Source organism: Novosphingobium percolationis, assembly GCF_020179425.1.
GTDB lineage: Bacteria > Pseudomonadota > Alphaproteobacteria > Sphingomonadales > Sphingomonadaceae > Novosphingobium > Novosphingobium percolationis.
The window spans coordinates 62,756-77,563 of the sequence record NZ_JAILYM010000002.1 but is presented as its reverse complement, the minus strand read 5'-3'; the positions used below and the strand labels follow the sequence as shown (position 1 = coordinate 77,563).

The following is a 14,808-nucleotide window of genomic DNA, read 5'->3' as shown; positions in this document are numbered from 1 at the left end:
CGCCCACGAAAAAGCCGCGCCTGCCGGATGGCTGGCGCGGCTTTTTCGTGGCGCGATGGTTCCGGCCGCGCGCCGTTCGCGCGCTGCCGTCCAAACGCTGCGCTTCTTAGTTGACGGCGTCCTTCAGGCCCTTCCCGGCCTTGAACTTCGGCTGGGCCGAAGCCTTGATCGACATCGGTTCGCCGGTGCGCGGGTTGCGGCCGGTCGAGGCCTTGCGCTTGGCGACCGAGAAAGTGCCGAAACCGACCAGGCGCACTTCGTCACCCTTGGCGAGCGCGGCCGAGACGGAATCGAAAACGGCTTCGACCGCCTTCGTGGCATCCGCCTTGGTAAGGCCGCTCGCGTCGGCAACAGCGCTGATCAGATCGTTCTTGTTCATGTGCGGAACCCCCTACCTTTTCTTGAAAAAACTGTGGTTTGGAATCGCGTTTTTGGGTGCGCGGGAAAAGAGCCGAGAAAGAATCGGCTGTCAAAGGGATAATGCGACGGGAAACGGCCGTTCGCCTGCGAATTTCCGTCGATGCAGGCCAAAACGGAACCGGCGCGCAAGCATGTTGCGCGCCGGTCAAATCCGCAGCATCGACAAGGCGCGCATGCGCGCTACGCGCTCAGTGCGCCGTGGGCACGCTCGCCGGCCCCGGCAGGCCTGCCGCGGGCTGGCTGGCCAGGTCATCCGCCTCGGTCCACTCGATCGCCTCGGGCCGGCTGACCAGCGCGCGCGCCAGCACTTCGTCGACATGGGCGACCGGAACGATCTCCAGCCCCTGCAGGATATTGGCCGGAATCTCGGCAAGATCCTTGCGGTTCTCCTCGGGGATCAGCACCGTCTTGATGCCCCCGCGAAGGGCCGCGAGCAGCTTTTCCTTGAGACCGCCGATCGCCAGCACGCGCCCGCGCAGCGTGACTTCGCCGGTCATGGCCACGTCCGCGCGCACCGCGATGCCGGTCAAAGTCGAGACCATGGCCGTGACCATGCCGATGCCCGCGCTCGGCCCGTCCTTGGGCACCGCGCCTTCGGGCAGGTGGATGTGCAGGTCCTTGCGCTGGAAGATCGACGGCTTGATGCCATAGCTGGGCCCGCGCGCCTTGACGAAGCTGAACGCCATCTGGACGCTCTCGCTCATCACTTCGCCGAGCTTGCCCGTGGTGCGCACCGCGCCCTTGCCGGGCACGGTCACGCTTTCGATCGTCAGCAGTTCGCCGCCCACTTCGGTCCAGGCAAGGCCTGTCACCGCGCCGACCTGGTTCTCCTCGTCCGAAACGCCATGGCGGAATTTCCGCACGCCGGCATATTCATCGAGGTTGTCCGGCGTGATGACGACGGCTTCGACCTTCTTTTCAAGGATTTGCCGCAGCGCCTTGCGCGCCAGCCGCGCGATCTCGCGCTCCAGCGTGCGCACGCCCGCTTCGCGGGTGTAATAGCGGATCAGGTCGCGCAAACCGGCCTGCGTCAGCTCGAACTCGCCCGCCTTCAGCCCATGCGCCTCGATCTGCTTGGCGATCAGGTGCCGCTCGGCAATCTCGACCTTCTCGTCCTCGGTATAGCCTTCGAGCCGGATGATCTCCATGCGATCGAGCAGCGGCTGCGGCAGGTTGAGGCTGTTGGCCGTGCACACGAACATCACGTCCGACAGGTCGATGTCGGTTTCCAGGTAATGGTCCTGGAACTTGGCGTTCTGTTCGGGATCGAGCACTTCGAGCAGCGCCGAAGCCGGATCGCCGCGGAAGTCCTGACCCAGCTTGTCGATCTCGTCGAGCAGGAACAGCGGGTTGTTCGTGCCCGCCTTGCGCAGGTTGGTCACGATCTTGCCCGGCAGCGAGCCGATGTAGGTGCGGCGGTGGCCGCGGATCTCGGCCTCGTCGCGCACGCCGCCCAGCGACTGGCGCACGAACTGGCGGCCGGTCGCCTTGGCGATCGACTTGCCCAGCGAGGTCTTGCCCACGCCCGGCGGGCCGACGAGGCACAGGATCGGCCCCTTCAGCTTGTTGGTGCGCGCCTGCACAGCAAGGTATTCGACGATGCGGTCCTTCACCTTGTCGAGCGCATAGTGATCGGCATCGAGGATCGCCTGTGCGCCCGCGATGTCCTTCTTCAGCTTGCTGCGCTTGCCCCACGGCAGGCCCAGCAGCACGTCGAGGTAATTGCGGATGACGGTCGCCTCGGCGCTCATCGGCTGCATGGTCTTGAGCTTCTTCAGCTCGGCCTGCGCCTTGGCCTTGGCTTCCTTCGACAGCTTCAGGCTGTCGATCTTTTCCTGCAGCTCCTGGATCTCGTTGGCTTCTTCGCCATCACCGCCGCCCAGCTCGCTCTGGATCGCCTTGAGCTGTTCGTTGAGGTAATATTCGCGCTGGGTCTTTTCCATCTGGCGCTTCACGCGGCCACGGATCTTGCGCTCGACCTGCAGCACGCCAAGCTCGCCCTCCATGAACGAGAGCACCATTTCCAGCCGCTTGAGCGGATCGCTTTCGGACAGCACCGCCTGCTTGTCCGCCACCTTGGCAGCAAGATTGGCCGCGACCGCATCGGCGAGCTTGCCCGCTTCCTCGATGTCGCCCAGCTGCGCGCCGGCATCCTGCGGCAGCTTCTTCGACAGCTTGGCATATTCACCGAACTGGTCGACCACCGAGCGCATCATGCCCTCGATTTCGGGGCCTTCGACTTCGTCGGGCTCGATCGGTTCGACTTGCGCGATCAGCATCGCCCCGCCGCTGCCCTGCTCCTCGCGCAGGGATACGATCGACGCGCGGCGATGGCCCTCCACCAGCACGCGCACGGTGCCGTCGGGCAGCTTGAGCAGTTGCAGCACCGAGGCGACCACCCCGGTATCGTAGAGGTCGTCGCGATCGGGATCGTCGCAGCCGGGGTCGAGCTGGGCGAGCAGGAAGATGTCCTTGTCGCCGGCCATCGCCGCCTCGAGCGCGGCCACCGACTTTTCGCGGCCGACGAACAGCGGCACGACCATGCCGGGGAACACGACGATGTCGCGCAGGGGAAGCAGGGGGTAGAGGTTCATATATCGCTTTTCCGTCCAGCCAGCCGGAACGATCCACGGGTGTTCCGGCGGCGCTTGAACCAGATATGGGAGCGCGAACCCGCCCCTGCAATGGCTCTTGGCACAAGGGCTGTGGATGTCCCCCTATCGCGCGCCCGCGGGCCCCCACCCAGCCACGCGTAAACCCGATGTTAGGTATGATTGCGCATTGGAGACAAACCATGAGCGCAGAAAGGGGCAATCCGGTTCAGCCGTCGCGATGATCAGGACACGCACAGTCATCATCGTCGGCGCGGGCGCGAGCAGCGAACTGCAGATGCCGTCCGGCCCCGAACTGCTGTCGCGGCTGGTGCAGACGTTCGACTTCTCGCGCCTCGGCACCGAAGCGCAATCGAGAGAAGGCCTGCTGGTCGCGCGCCACCTCGCCAAGCTGGGCGAGCGCACCGGGCGCGATGCCAACGACATGCTTGCCGCGGCGCACCGCCTGCGCAGCGCCGCGCGCATGGGCCGCTCGATCGATACGGTGATCGACCAGAACGACCACGATCCGCAAGTCGTCGCGGCGGGCAAGCTCGCCATCGCCTTCCTTGTCGGGCAGGCCGAAACCCGCGCCACCTTGCGCGATGCGCCGCGCCTGCCGGGCGACCTGCCGCTGCTGGGCAAGCCCGAGGAAACCTGGCTCTACTGGCTCGGCCAGCTGTTCACCGCAGGCCTGCCGCGCTCCAAGCTGGAACAGGCCTTCCGCGACGTGGCGATCATCGCCTTCACCTACGACCGCTCGATCGAACACTTCCTGCCCTTCGCGCTGACGATGGCCTATGGCATGACATTGCGCGAGGCGCAGGAGATCGTCGCGCGCAACCTCGTCATCCACCACCCCTATGGCGTAGTCGGCCGTCTGCCCTGGCAGCAGGGGCAGGATGCCCATGCCGAATGGGCCGGCAGCGACCAGGCGTGGAACATCCAGGCCATCGCCGGCCAGATCAGGACCCACGCCGAACGCCAGGCCGATCGCGAATGGGTCAGCCGCATCCGCCGCACCGTGGCCGAAGCCAAGCGCATCGTGTTTCTCGGCTTCGGCTATCACCCGCAGAACCTCGACCTGCTGTTCGACCGCACGATCAGCCACAACCCCGAAGTGCTCGCCAGCATCCACGGCATCCCACCCTCCAATCGCGCCTTGCTGGCGCGCCAGCTCAAGAAGATCTGCGGGCTGGAGCACGACGAACTGCTGACGCTGGCCGACCAGAAGGCGTGGGAAGTGCTGCGCGACAACGCGCTCCTGCTGGAATCCTGACGCGTCATAGGAAAATCATCATTTCTGCCTTCCCGCCACCCGCCCGCTTGCCCTAGGCGGCACGGCGGAGGAACCATGAAGGGCGTCAGGCATCTGCTGTGGACCATGTCGCGCTGCACCGCTGCGGCGCTCGTGGCGCTATCCGGCACAACCCCGCTCGCCGCACAGACGACCGATGCACCGCAACAGATCGTCGTCACCGCGCCCGGTGGCGGGGTCGACCGCGACGATGCCCTCGCCCTCGCGCGCGACGACATTGCCCGCAACGGCCAGCCCGACCTGCTCGGCGCGCTGGTGCGCAACATCGCGGGCGTCACCTTGCAGGATGCGCAGGGCAACCCGTGGCAACCGACGCTCGTCTATCGCGGCTATCTCGCCTCGCCCCTGCAAGGCGAGGCACAAGGGCTTGCGGTCTATCTCGATGGCGGGCGCTTCAACCAGCCCTTCGGCGATACGGTGGGCTTCGACCTCCTGCCCGATGCCGCGATCCGCTCGGTCACGCTGCTCGATTCGAGCCCGGTCTATGGCTTCAACGCGCTCGGCGGCGCGCTGGTGATCGAAACCGCCACCGGGCGCACCGATCCGGGCTTCGCCTTCGATATTTCCGGCGGCAGCTATGGCCGCCGCGAAGCCAGCGTGGCGGCTGGCGCCGCGCAAGGCCGGTTCAGCTGGTTCCTGGCGGGACAGGCCCGGCGCGAAGACGGCTGGCGCGATCACAGCCCCTCGCAACTTGCCAACCTCTATGCCGACGTCGGCATCGACGGCACGGATGCGGGCCTGCACGCCAAGCTCGTCATTGCCGACACCGATCTTTCCGGCAATGGCGTGGCCCCGGTCGACCTGCTCGCCGCGCGCCGCTCGGCGGTGTTCACCTGGCCCGACCGCGCACGCAGCAGCTACCAGCGCCTCAGCCTCCATCCCCGCTGGCAGTTGGGCGACCACACCCGCCTCGAAGCGACGCTTTACGGCCAGCGCCTCACCGTGCGCGGGCTCAACGGCGACAATGCCGACATCAGTCCGTGCCTCGATGACACTGCCCGGCTCTGCGCCGAAGATCTCCAGGCGGAGGAAGCGCTGCTCGAAGGCGCCTCTGCCATGCCCATGGCCAAGGGTCGCGCCTTCGCCCCACCGCCAGTCTATGGCGTGCTCAACCGCGCGGTCTCGCGCACCCGTGGCGCGGGGCTGCTCGCGCAGCTGATCGACGAACGCTCGCTCGGAGCGGGCCAAAACCGGCTCGCACTGGGCTTCAGCCACGATACCGGCAAGACCGACTTCGCCACCACGGTGGAGGTCGCCACGATCGACGAAACCCGGCAGGTCACCGGCATCGGCCAGATGCTCGAAACGGGCGGCCCCATCGGCCCCGTTTCCGTCCATGCCCACAGCAGCGCCTGGGGCCTGTTCGCGGCCGATACCCTGCCGATCACGTCCACTCTGCGCGCCGAAATCGGCCTGCGCTGGAACCACGGCGCTATCCGCCTCGACGACCGCCTCGGCAACACGCTCGATGGCGTCCACCGCTATGCCCGGCTCAATCCGGGAATCGAGTTCGACTGGTCGGTCGCACCCGGCCTGACCTTGCGCGCAGGCTATGCCGAAACCAACCGGATGCCCACCCCTGCGGAACTGTCTTGCGCCGACGAGGACGCGCCGTGCAGCCTCGCCAACTTCTTCGTCGCCGATCCGCACCTGAAGCAGGTCGTCGCGCGCAGTCTCGAAGCGGGCGCGGGCCTGTCACGCAAGCTCGGCGGCTGGCAGATCGACGCGCTGCTGTCGCTCTACCGCACCGTCAACCAGGACGACATCCAGCACGTCGCCTCGCGCGTGCGGGGCCGCTCGTGGTTCACCAACATCGGCCGCACCCGGCGTCAGGGCGTCGAAGCCTCGCTCAAGGCGCAGCGCGGCGGCTGGCGCATCGCCGCCAGCTATGCCTTCACGGACGCGACGAGCCTGTCCTCGCTCACCATGTCGAGCCCCGGCAATCCGTTCGCCGATCCCGATACCGGCACCATCACTGTCACGCGCGGTGATCGCCTGCCCGGCATCCCGCGCCACAGCGCCACGCTCTCGCTCGATTATGCCGCGCGCGCATTTTCCATCGGCGGCGACGTGGTGGCGCGTTCAGGACAGGTGCTGCGCGGCGATGCCGCCAACCTGACGCGACCCGTGCCGGGATATGTCCTCGCCAACCTGCGCGCACGGATCGCCCTGGGGCGTGGTCTGGCGCTGACAGGTGCCGTCCACAACCTGTTCGACCGCCGCTATGCCACCTTCGGGGCCTTTGGCGAGATCGGCGAAGTCCCCCTGCCCGAAGCGCCGCAGGCCTCGGGCACGCGCTTCTACGGCCCCGGCTCGCCGCGCCGCTGGTCGCTGGGCTTTTCCGCGCGCTTCTAGCGCACGCCCGGAAGGGGCTGGATCACCGGAATCGACACGAAGGTCGGCGCGGGCGGTTCGGCGGGCACGGGCGCTGCTGCCGGGGCGACCGGCTCGGGCGCGGGAATCACCACCGGCTGCGGAACAGCCACCCGATCACGCCCGCGCAGATGGTCGATCTCGGCCTGCCGCTGGCGCAGGTAGGCCTGCCGGTACGAGCCATAGGGATCGTCGCTGTCGCGCATCTGGCGCAAGTCCGCGTCGGTCTGCACCCGATCGTCGAGCGACTTGATGGTGTTGGACGTCACGACATAGGCCGGATGCGTCAGCGGCCTGCCCACCGCCGCAGGCACCAGCGCGCGGTCCACGGTCAGGCCGAAGAGGTCGCGCACCGTGGTCGGCCCCACCAGCGGCAGGAACAGGTACGGCCCCGGCCCCACGCCATAATATCCCAGCGTCCAGGCCAGGCCGTTGCGGCGATAAGGGAGCTTGAACGTCTTCGTCCTGGCCACATCGATCAGCCCGCCCACGCCGATGGTCGAATTGATCGCAAAACGCCCCAGCGTTTCCGCCGCCTTGCCCGGCTTGATCTGCAACAGAAAGTTGAGCGCGACCACCGGCTCGGTCAGGTTCGACAGGAAGTTGCGCAGGCCCGTCCGCACCGGCTTGGGCAGCGCCTTCTGATAGCCCCGCGCCATGGGCGCGACGACCGTGTCGTCCACCTTCTGCACCACTTCGAACGACTTGGCGTTGACCGCCTCCATCGGGTCTTCGCGCGGCGCCTTGGCCTCGCCCGAGACCACGATCTCGCCATCGATCGCGGCCTGCGGCGGAGGTGCAGGCGCGGGCGTGGCCGGGGCGGACGCCACAGGCGTCGACGTCGCCGGATCGGCAGCAGGTTCGCTCGCAGGAACGCGACTCGCGGCAAGCACGGCCGTTGCGGCCAGGATCGACAGGCTCACGCGCGAACGCTCCTCAAACAAAAGGCAAGGCCGCCACCATCACGGTCGCGGCCCCATTTGTATCGCCTTGCAGAAAAGCGTCACATTGTCGACACATTGCAAGGTCGCCCAAGCGACGGACTGCCTTGCAACCGCGCCGATCAGAACGGCAGCTTGAAGCCCGGCGGAATGCCCGCCGCCATCTGCACTTTCTGCATTTCCTCGCCCGCCGCGGCATCGGCTTTGGTGCGGCAATCATTGAAGGCGGCTGCGATCAAGTCTTCGAGGATGCCCTTTTCCGAGGGTGCGAGCAGGCTGTCATCAACGCTCACGCCGATCACGCGGCCCTTGGCCGAAGCGCGCACCTTGACCAGGCCGCCGCCCGCCGCGCCTTCCACTTCGATCCCGTCGAGGCGCCCTTGCGCGTCCTCCATCTGCTTCTGGATCGTTTCGGCGGCCTTCTGGGCTGCCTGGATCATCTCTTCCATCGACTTCATGCGCGCCTGCTCCATGGTTTGCGGGAATGCTCGATCGAGCTTTCCTCGTCGACGATCCGCGCCTGCGGGAACGCAGCGAACGCTGCCTTCACCAAGGGATCGTCCATCATTTCGGTTTCGGCCTGCTTTTCGCGCAGTTCCTTCGCTTCGACAAGGCTCGGCAGCGCGATCACGCCATCGCCTGCCCGGCCCTGCTCCACCTGCCAGGCCTCGCCCGTCACGCTCTGCAAGGCCTTGCGGATGTCCTGCGTCGGATCGCCGGGCAGGCCGGGCGCCAGTTCATAGCGCAGATAGCCGCGCCGCAGTTCGATCACCCGCACCGAAAGCCGCATCGACGCGCCGGTCAGCGGCGACATATGCTCGACCTGCTCGACCAGCGCTTCCCAGTCCATCGCCACGGGCACAGGCGCGGGCGCGACCATCGCGGGGCCGCCCTGCTCCCCAATGCCTTCGCTCGCCTGCACCACCACGGGGCGCGAGGCCAGTTCCTCGAGCTTCTTCACCAGCCCAGAAGGATCGGGCATGTCGGCAGCGTGCAGCACCCGCAGCAGCGCCATCTGCGCCGCCGCCAGCGGATCGGGCGCGGTGCGCACTTCGTCGTGGCCCTTCAGCAGCAGCTGCCACAGCCGGTGCAACTGCCCGGCGCTCAGCGTCTTGCCCCAGTCTTCCAGCGCCTTGCGCTCCTCGGCGGAGCGGCCGTCGCCCGCGCCCGAGATCTGCGCCACGGTCACCTTGTGGACGATGTCCATCTGCGCGCGCATCAGCGCGATCGGCTCGATCCCCAGCGCGTACTGGTGCGCCACTTCCTCCAGCAGCGCCGAACCATCGCCCGCAAGGATCGCGCCGAACAGGCGGCGCTGCATGGTCTTGTCGGCCAGGCCCAGCATCTCGCGCACCTGCTCGGCAGAGATATGCGTCGGCCCTTCGCCGCCTGTGGCAAGGTCGGCATGGCTGATCGCCTGGTCGAGAATCGACAGGCCATCGCGCACAGACCCTTCGGCGGCCGCGGCGATCATCGCCAGCGCCTCGCTGTCGGCCTCGACGCCTTCCTTGCCGCAGATCATGGCAAAGTGGCTGGCCAGCAGGCTGGTCGGAATGCGCTTCAGGTCGAAGCGCTGGCACCGGCTCAGCACCGTCACCGGCAGCTTGTCCACCTCGGTCGTGGCGAACAGGAACTTCACGTGCGCCGGCGGTTCCTCCAGCGTCTTCAACAACGCGTTGAACGCGTTGCGCGACAGCATGTGGACTTCGTCGATGATGTAGATCTTGTAGCGCGCGCTCACTGCCGCATAGCGCACCGCCTCGATGATCTCGCGCACGTCGTCGACGCCGGTGTGGCTGGCGGCGTCCATCTCGATCACGTCGATGTGGCGCCCTTCGGCGATGGCGACGCACGGTTCGCACTGGCCGCACGGGTCGATCGTCGGCCCGCCCTGCCCGTCCGGGCCGATGCAGTTCAGCGCCTTGGCGATCAGCCGCGCGGTCGATGTCTTGCCCACCCCGCGGATTCCGGTCATCAGGAAGGCGTGCGCCAGCCGGTCGCGCTTGATCGCGTTGGCCAGCGTCTGCACCATCGCGTCCTGCCCGATCAGCTCGGAGAAGGTCTGCGACCGGTACTTGCGCGCCAACACGCGATAGGGTTGCGCCGGCGCCGGCACGGACGCTGATGCCGGAGGGGGCGCCGGGGGCGGCGGTGCAGCCGCAACCTCGGGCTCCGGGGCGGGAGCCGGAACGACTGCGGGCGGCGCAGGATCGCCGAACATCGAGGCCTGCCCGGCCGCCTCCAGCTCGGCCGCGCTCGGCCCGGCTTCTTCCTCCTGCGGAGGATCGCCAAACATATCGGTGGAATCGACCATCGCCGCTCTAGGTAGGGCCTCGCCCGTCGCTTGTCGAAGGGGGATGCGCGACTTCGCCGGGGATTGCCATCCTATCAGCGATAGGCGATACAGCCCTATCGCTGATAGGGAGCCACCGCATGGCCAAGATCATCCCCGCCCGCATGACCGCCGCGCACGACGGCCCCCTGGTCGTCTTCCTCATCGGCATGCGCTTCAACAAGCTGCACCGCATCGACAAGTGGCTGCCCGTCGTGCGCGCCATGGGACCGATGATCGCGGAACTCGCGCGCGATCCGGACAGCGGCTTCCTCGGCTGGCAGCCTTCGCTCGCCGGGCTGCGCACGCTCCTGCTCACGCAGTACTGGCGCGATTTCGAAGCGCTGGAAACCTATGCCCGCGCCCGCGACCGGCTGCACTGGCCCGCGTGGATTGCCTTCAACAAGGCGGTGGGGACCGATGGCAGCGTCGGCATCTTCCACGAAACCTACGCGGTCCCGGCGGGCGGCTACGAGACGATTTACGCCAACATGCCGCCCTTCGGCCTGGGCAAGGTCGCGGGGCTGGTCCCGGCGACCGGCAACCGCAACGCCGCGCGCGAAAGGATGAAGGCCTCCCGGATCTGACTCAGGCGCAAAAATGAAAAAGGCGGCCCGAAGACCGCCTTTTCGAAAAGGAGCCGGGCGACCCGCCGCAACTCGTTGTGGCTGCTTCCTTCCGGACCTGACCAGGTTGGCGAACGCAAACGTCCACCCGACTCCCGGTGCGCCATATGGCGAGGCAGATCCGGTTTGGCAAGCACTTGAAATCCTCCCCCTGCAAGGGGAGAATTCGCAAGCTTACCGGAAGTTGTCGGCGTAGCTTTGCAGCTTCAGGCGGCGCGGCGGCGTGGGGATCACGTGCGCTTCGATGCCATACTTTTCGGCATAGGCCTTGGCCTCGTCCGCCGATGCGAACTTGAGCGTGATCTGCGCCTGCGTGTCGCCGGAACCGGCCCAACCCATCAGCGGATCGGGGCGCTGCGCCTCCGATCGTTCGAATTCGAGAAGCCAGTCGTCGGTCCGGGCCTTGCCGGACTGCATGGCGTTTTTCGGGCGCTGATAGATGCGTGCGGACATGGGCTGCGCTTTCGGGCGAATCGCGCCGCAAATCAAGTGAGGTTTTGTCCGCGAGCGCACACAGGGTCCCCCGGTCGTGCGCAGCACGCCTTGTAATGGGCGCCGCCCATCCCCATCTCCTAACCATCGTCTGCATCGCCATGCACGCAGGTGGCTGAGAGACCGAAGCGCTCCCGCATTGTCAGGAGCACAGACTTGGATCTCAACCATCTTCTATTCCAGCACCAGGTGGCCGTTCTGCGCGCCTCTACGCCGCGCGTCGGCAATGCCCCCGCACGATTCGACCGCGCGCGCTTCGACCTTGTCCGCCACTACAAGAGCAGGATCGACCGCCTGCGTCGAAATCTCGGGGCCTCGGCCTATCCCGACTGGTGCGCGATGCCCGTCGGGGATCCGGCTTGAGCCCCGCCGCCCGCATCGCGGCCATTTCGTCCGGCAGCATTTTCGGTCGTTGCACGCCTCGGCGCGCAGGCCGCGTCCCGCTCTCACCCTGGAGGATCACGTGATTACAAGAGCCATGAACCTGGCGCTTCCCGAACAGGAAGTGCTCAACGGGTGCAAGAAGAAGGCCATCCGGATCAGTTCGATGGAGCCCTTGATGTCGGGCGGCACGCATCTGGTCTGCATCACCATCGAGGATGCGGACGAGGCCCGTCGCGTTTTCGGCAAGTCACTGATCGACGGCCCCGTCCGCCGCTTCGCCTTCCAGCGGAACGATCAATCCCGCTATCGTTGACGCGATGCGGTCAGGCAGGTTTCACGACCGCCCCCGGAAATCAAAAAAGGACCGCCCGGCCATTTCCGCATCACGGCGGAAAAGACGGGGCGGTCCTTTTGATTCAGGCGGCGCCGTTCAGCACCGCCCGATATCTCGCAAGATGCACGGGCGCCCCTTGCCTGGCGCCCGTGTCCGGCGTCAGTCCTGCGCCTGCAGGTTGACGGCGCTGGTCTTGCCGCGCTGGTCGGTCGCCAGCTCGTAGCTCACGCGCTGGTTCTGGGTCAGCGTGCGCAGGCCTGCGCGCTCGACGGCCGAGACATGGACGAATGCGTCCTGCCCACCGGCTTCCGGCGCGATGAAGCCATAGCCCTTGTCGGCGTTGAAGAACTTGACGGTTCCGGTGATGGTCATGGTGCTTTTCCTTCGTTGGCGGGCGTCCGAACGCCGGATGCCCTCGTGCAGCAAGGGCAGGGAGAGAAGGAAACGCAGCAGCCGCAAAGCGCCGAAAAACCGTCAGTGTGCGATTGGTAGCGGCCCCTAGATGGCGACTGTCGGCGAAAAATCAAGGGGTAATGCGCATCATCGCTTCTGCGCCAGAAAGGCGTTCTTGGTCTTGAGGCTGGGATCCTCGGTCCACGGAGCGTCGGGCCAGCGGTGCCGGGGATAGCGCCCCTTCATGTCCTTCACGACATCCTTCCACGATCCGCGCCAGAACCCCGGCAGGTCGGCGGTGGTCTGGATCGGCTTGCCGCCGGGCGAGGTCAGCGACAGCAGCAGCGGCCTTGGCGGCTGGCCGACGCACGGATGCCGATCAAGCCCGAACAGCGCCTGCACCCGCAGTTCCACCATCGGCCCGCCATCGTGGCCGTAATCGATCGCATGGGCCGTCCCTGCCGGCGAGCGGAACTCGGCCGGCGCCAGCTTGTCGAGCGTGGCGCGAGCATTCCAGTCGAGCCGGTTCAGCAAGGCGTCGTGCAGCTTGCCTGCCGGAACCTCCAGGTCGCGCCGCCCCGCCAGTGCGGGCGCGAGCCAGTGCTCCAGATCGGCCAGCAGCGCCGCCTCCGACAGCGGCTCCAGCCCGGCATAGGTCGCCCGCACGATCAGCGCCTTCGCGCCCGTGCCCAGCGGCAGCGCGCCCAGCCCTTCGGCCCGCACCCGCTCGATCAGCAGCGCCGTCACCGCCTCCGGGTCGGGGCGGGGATCGGGCACCCGCGCCAGCACCACCTGCCCCAACCGCCGTTCGAGCCGCGCCTCGACCCGGGCCGCTTCGGCATTCCACGTCAGCGCGTGCCGTTCGTCCAGCCGGTGGCCAAGCCAACGTGCGATATCGGCTTCGTCGAGCGCGATCCCCGCCATGATCCGCGCGCCCTTGGCCTCGCCCTGCGCATCGCCGATCACCAGCCACTTGGCCGTTACCAGCGGCGAGGCCGGATCGAGCCGATAGCCGCGCCCGCCCGAGGCCAGCCATTCCTCGCCGCTCGCCGAACGCGCCCGCGCGATGCGGTCGGGAAAGGCCTCGGCCAGCAGCACCGCCAACGGCACGTCGCCCTTGGTGCCCGGCGCGACCAGCCGCCGCGCCATCTCCGCCCAGCGCCCGGCCAGCTTGCGCGAGGCGTCCGCGCGCGCGCCGCGCTCGCCGTTCCAGCGATCCAGCCGCAGCGCCAGATCATCGCTGCGCCCGCCAAGGCCGCGCTCCTGCAACAGCAGCGCCAGCCGCGCAGCGTCCGTCTCGCAACCGAACCGTGCCGCAAACAGCAGCATGTGCGCCAGTGCGGGCTCCATCGGCAGCCGCGCCATGGCGCGTCCATGCGCGGTGATCCGCCCCTCGCCATCGAGCGCGCCGAGCGCCTGCAACTGCCCCCGCGCCGCCGCCATCGCCGGGACCGGCGGCGGATCGAGCCACGCCAACGCGCCCGCATCGCCTGCGCCCCATTGCGCCAGCGTCAGCGCCAGCGGGGCAAGGTCACTGGTCAGGATCTCGGGCGGTTCGAACGCGGGCCGCCCCGCGTGCCCCGCCTCTTCCCACAGGCGATAGGCCACGCCCGGCCCCTGCCGCGCGGCGCGCCCTGCGCGCTGCGTCGCGGCGGCCTGCGAAGCGCGATGCGTGACCAGCCGCGTGACCCCCGCCACCTTGTCGAACTCGGCCCGGCGCGAAAGCCCCGCATCGACCACCACCGACACGCCATCCAATGTCAGCGAAGTTTCGGCAATGCTCGTCGCCAGCACCACGCGCCTGCGCCCCTGGCCATCGCGCCAGATCGCCGCGCGCTGCCCCGCAGGCTCTACCTGCCCGTGCAAGGGCAGCACCAGCGCTGCAGGCAGCTTGTCGCGCAACATTTCAGCGCAGCGTTCGATCTGCGCCACGCCGGGCAGGAAGGCGAGAATGTCGCCCACCTCCTCGCGCCACGCGTGCATCACCGCCGAAGCAACCTGCTGCTCCACCTTCAGGTCCGCGCGCGCGCCAAGCCAGCGCACCGTCAGCGGAAACGCCTTGCCTTCGCTCTCGACCACGGGGGCATCGCCCAGCAGCCTCGCGAACCGCGCACCGTCGAGCGTCGCCGACATCACCAGAATGCGCAGGTCCTCGCGCAGCACCCCCTGCGCCTCGATCGCCAGCGCAAGGCCCAGATCGCTGTCGAGATGCCGCTCGTGCGCCTCGTCGAACAACACCGCAGAAACGCCGGAAAGCTCGGGATCGTTCAGGATCGTGGCGACGAAGATCGCCTCGGTCATCACCAGCACGCGCGTTTTCGCAGAGCGCTTGGCGTCGAGGCGCGTGACATAGCCGATGGTGCCGCCAGCCTCCTCGCCCAGCAGTTCGGCCATGCGCTCCGCCGCCGCGCGCGCAGCCACGCGGCGAGGCGACAGCACGATGACCTGCCCGCTGCACCACCCCTCGCCGATCAGCGCGGGCGCTACGGCGGTGGTCTTGCCCGCGCCCGGCGGCGCAATCAGCACCGCAGCCGTCTGCGCGCGCAAGGTCGCCAGCAGATCGGGCAGCACGGCATGGATCGGAAGCTCGCTCACGCTCGCGCC

General features: G+C 67.8%; 13 protein-coding genes and 1 other RNA gene. 5 read left to right on the top strand and 9 right to left on the bottom strand.

Features of this window, described 5'->3' with window-relative positions; genetic code table 11:
• Window positions 1-106 precede the first annotated feature (106 nt).
• Both K3A84_RS04830 and lon read right to left on the bottom strand, forming a co-directional pair.
• The gene (locus tag K3A84_RS04830) at window positions 107-379 is read right to left on the bottom strand and encodes an HU family DNA-binding protein (RefSeq protein ID WP_225008200.1); all 273 of its coding nucleotides are present in this window, start codon (window positions 377-379) and stop codon (window positions 107-109) included.
• Between the two features lie 229 nt (window positions 380-608).
• Window positions 609-3,014, bottom strand: a complete 2,406-nt coding sequence (gene lon / locus K3A84_RS04825; RefSeq protein ID WP_225008199.1) for an endopeptidase La — start codon at window positions 3,012-3,014, stop codon at window positions 609-611.
• A 238-nt stretch (window positions 3,015-3,252) separates the two neighbouring features.
• Between lon and K3A84_RS04820 the strand changes: the two genes are divergently transcribed.
• Both K3A84_RS04820 and K3A84_RS04815 read left to right on the top strand, forming a co-directional pair.
• The gene (locus K3A84_RS04820; RefSeq protein WP_225008198.1) at window positions 3,253-4,290 is read left to right on the top strand and encodes a hypothetical protein; all 1,038 of its coding nucleotides are present in this window, start codon (window positions 3,253-3,255) and stop codon (window positions 4,288-4,290) included.
• A gap of 75 nt (window positions 4,291-4,365) precedes the next feature.
• Window positions 4,366-6,684: a TonB-dependent receptor gene (locus K3A84_RS04815; protein ID WP_225008197.1), complete on the top strand. Its 2,319-nt coding sequence runs from the start codon at window positions 4,366-4,368 to the stop codon at window positions 6,682-6,684.
• Here the strand turns inward: K3A84_RS04815 and K3A84_RS04810 are convergent.
• From K3A84_RS04810 to K3A84_RS04800, 3 genes are all read right to left on the bottom strand, one after another.
• The gene (locus tag K3A84_RS04810) at window positions 6,681-7,625 is read right to left on the bottom strand and encodes an MlaA family lipoprotein (protein ID WP_225008196.1); all 945 of its coding nucleotides are present in this window, start codon (window positions 7,623-7,625) and stop codon (window positions 6,681-6,683) included. The genes K3A84_RS04815 and K3A84_RS04810 overlap by 4 nt on opposite strands.
• Before the next feature lie 140 nt (window positions 7,626-7,765).
• On the bottom strand, window positions 7,766-8,101 hold the full coding sequence (locus tag K3A84_RS04805) for a YbaB/EbfC family nucleoid-associated protein (RefSeq protein WP_225008195.1): 336 nt from the start codon (window positions 8,099-8,101) through the stop codon (window positions 7,766-7,768).
• The gene (locus K3A84_RS04800; protein ID WP_225008194.1) at window positions 8,098-9,957 is read right to left on the bottom strand and encodes a DNA polymerase III subunit gamma/tau; all 1,860 of its coding nucleotides are present in this window, start codon (window positions 9,955-9,957) and stop codon (window positions 8,098-8,100) included. The genes K3A84_RS04805 and K3A84_RS04800 overlap by 4 nt, the downstream gene beginning before the upstream one ends.
• Window positions 9,958-10,076: 119 nt before the next feature.
• Here K3A84_RS04800 and K3A84_RS04795 point away from each other — a divergent pair, with 119 nt between their 5' ends.
• Entirely contained in the window at window positions 10,077-10,562 is a 486-nt protein-coding gene (locus K3A84_RS04795; RefSeq protein ID WP_225008193.1) for a DUF4188 domain-containing protein, read from the top strand.
• 43 nt (window positions 10,563-10,605) lie between these two features.
• On the opposite strand, the gene ffs is transcribed toward K3A84_RS04795, so the two are convergent.
• Both ffs and K3A84_RS04785 read right to left on the bottom strand, forming a co-directional pair.
• Window positions 10,606-10,700: signal recognition particle sRNA small type (gene ffs, locus K3A84_RS04790), an RNA gene on the bottom strand.
• A gap of 75 nt (window positions 10,701-10,775) precedes the next feature.
• Window positions 10,776-11,054: an ETC complex I subunit gene (locus K3A84_RS04785; RefSeq protein ID WP_225008192.1), complete on the bottom strand. Its 279-nt coding sequence runs from the start codon at window positions 11,052-11,054 to the stop codon at window positions 10,776-10,778.
• A gap of 195 nt (window positions 11,055-11,249) precedes the next feature.
• On the opposite strand from K3A84_RS04785, the gene K3A84_RS04780 reads away from it, so the two are divergent.
• Window positions 11,250-11,456 carry a hypothetical protein gene (locus tag K3A84_RS04780; protein ID WP_225008191.1) on the top strand — a complete coding sequence of 69 codons (207 nt, stop codon included), beginning with the start codon at window positions 11,250-11,252 and terminating at the stop codon, window positions 11,454-11,456.
• Between the two features lie 115 nt (window positions 11,457-11,571).
• Window positions 11,572-11,790, top strand: coding sequence for a hypothetical protein (locus K3A84_RS04775; protein ID WP_225008190.1), 219 nt, complete (start codon window positions 11,572-11,574; stop codon window positions 11,788-11,790).
• Between the two features lie 180 nt (window positions 11,791-11,970).
• Here K3A84_RS04775 and K3A84_RS04770 read toward each other — a convergent pair whose 3' ends face one another.
• Window positions 11,971-12,183, bottom strand: a complete 213-nt coding sequence (locus tag K3A84_RS04770) for a cold-shock protein (protein ID WP_225008189.1) — start codon at window positions 12,181-12,183, stop codon at window positions 11,971-11,973.
• A 168-nt stretch (window positions 12,184-12,351) separates the two neighbouring features.
• On the bottom strand, window positions 12,352-14,799 hold the full coding sequence (gene hrpB / locus K3A84_RS04765) for an ATP-dependent helicase HrpB (RefSeq protein ID WP_225008188.1): 2,448 nt from the start codon (window positions 14,797-14,799) through the stop codon (window positions 12,352-12,354).
• Window positions 14,800-14,808: the final 9 nt, after the last annotated feature.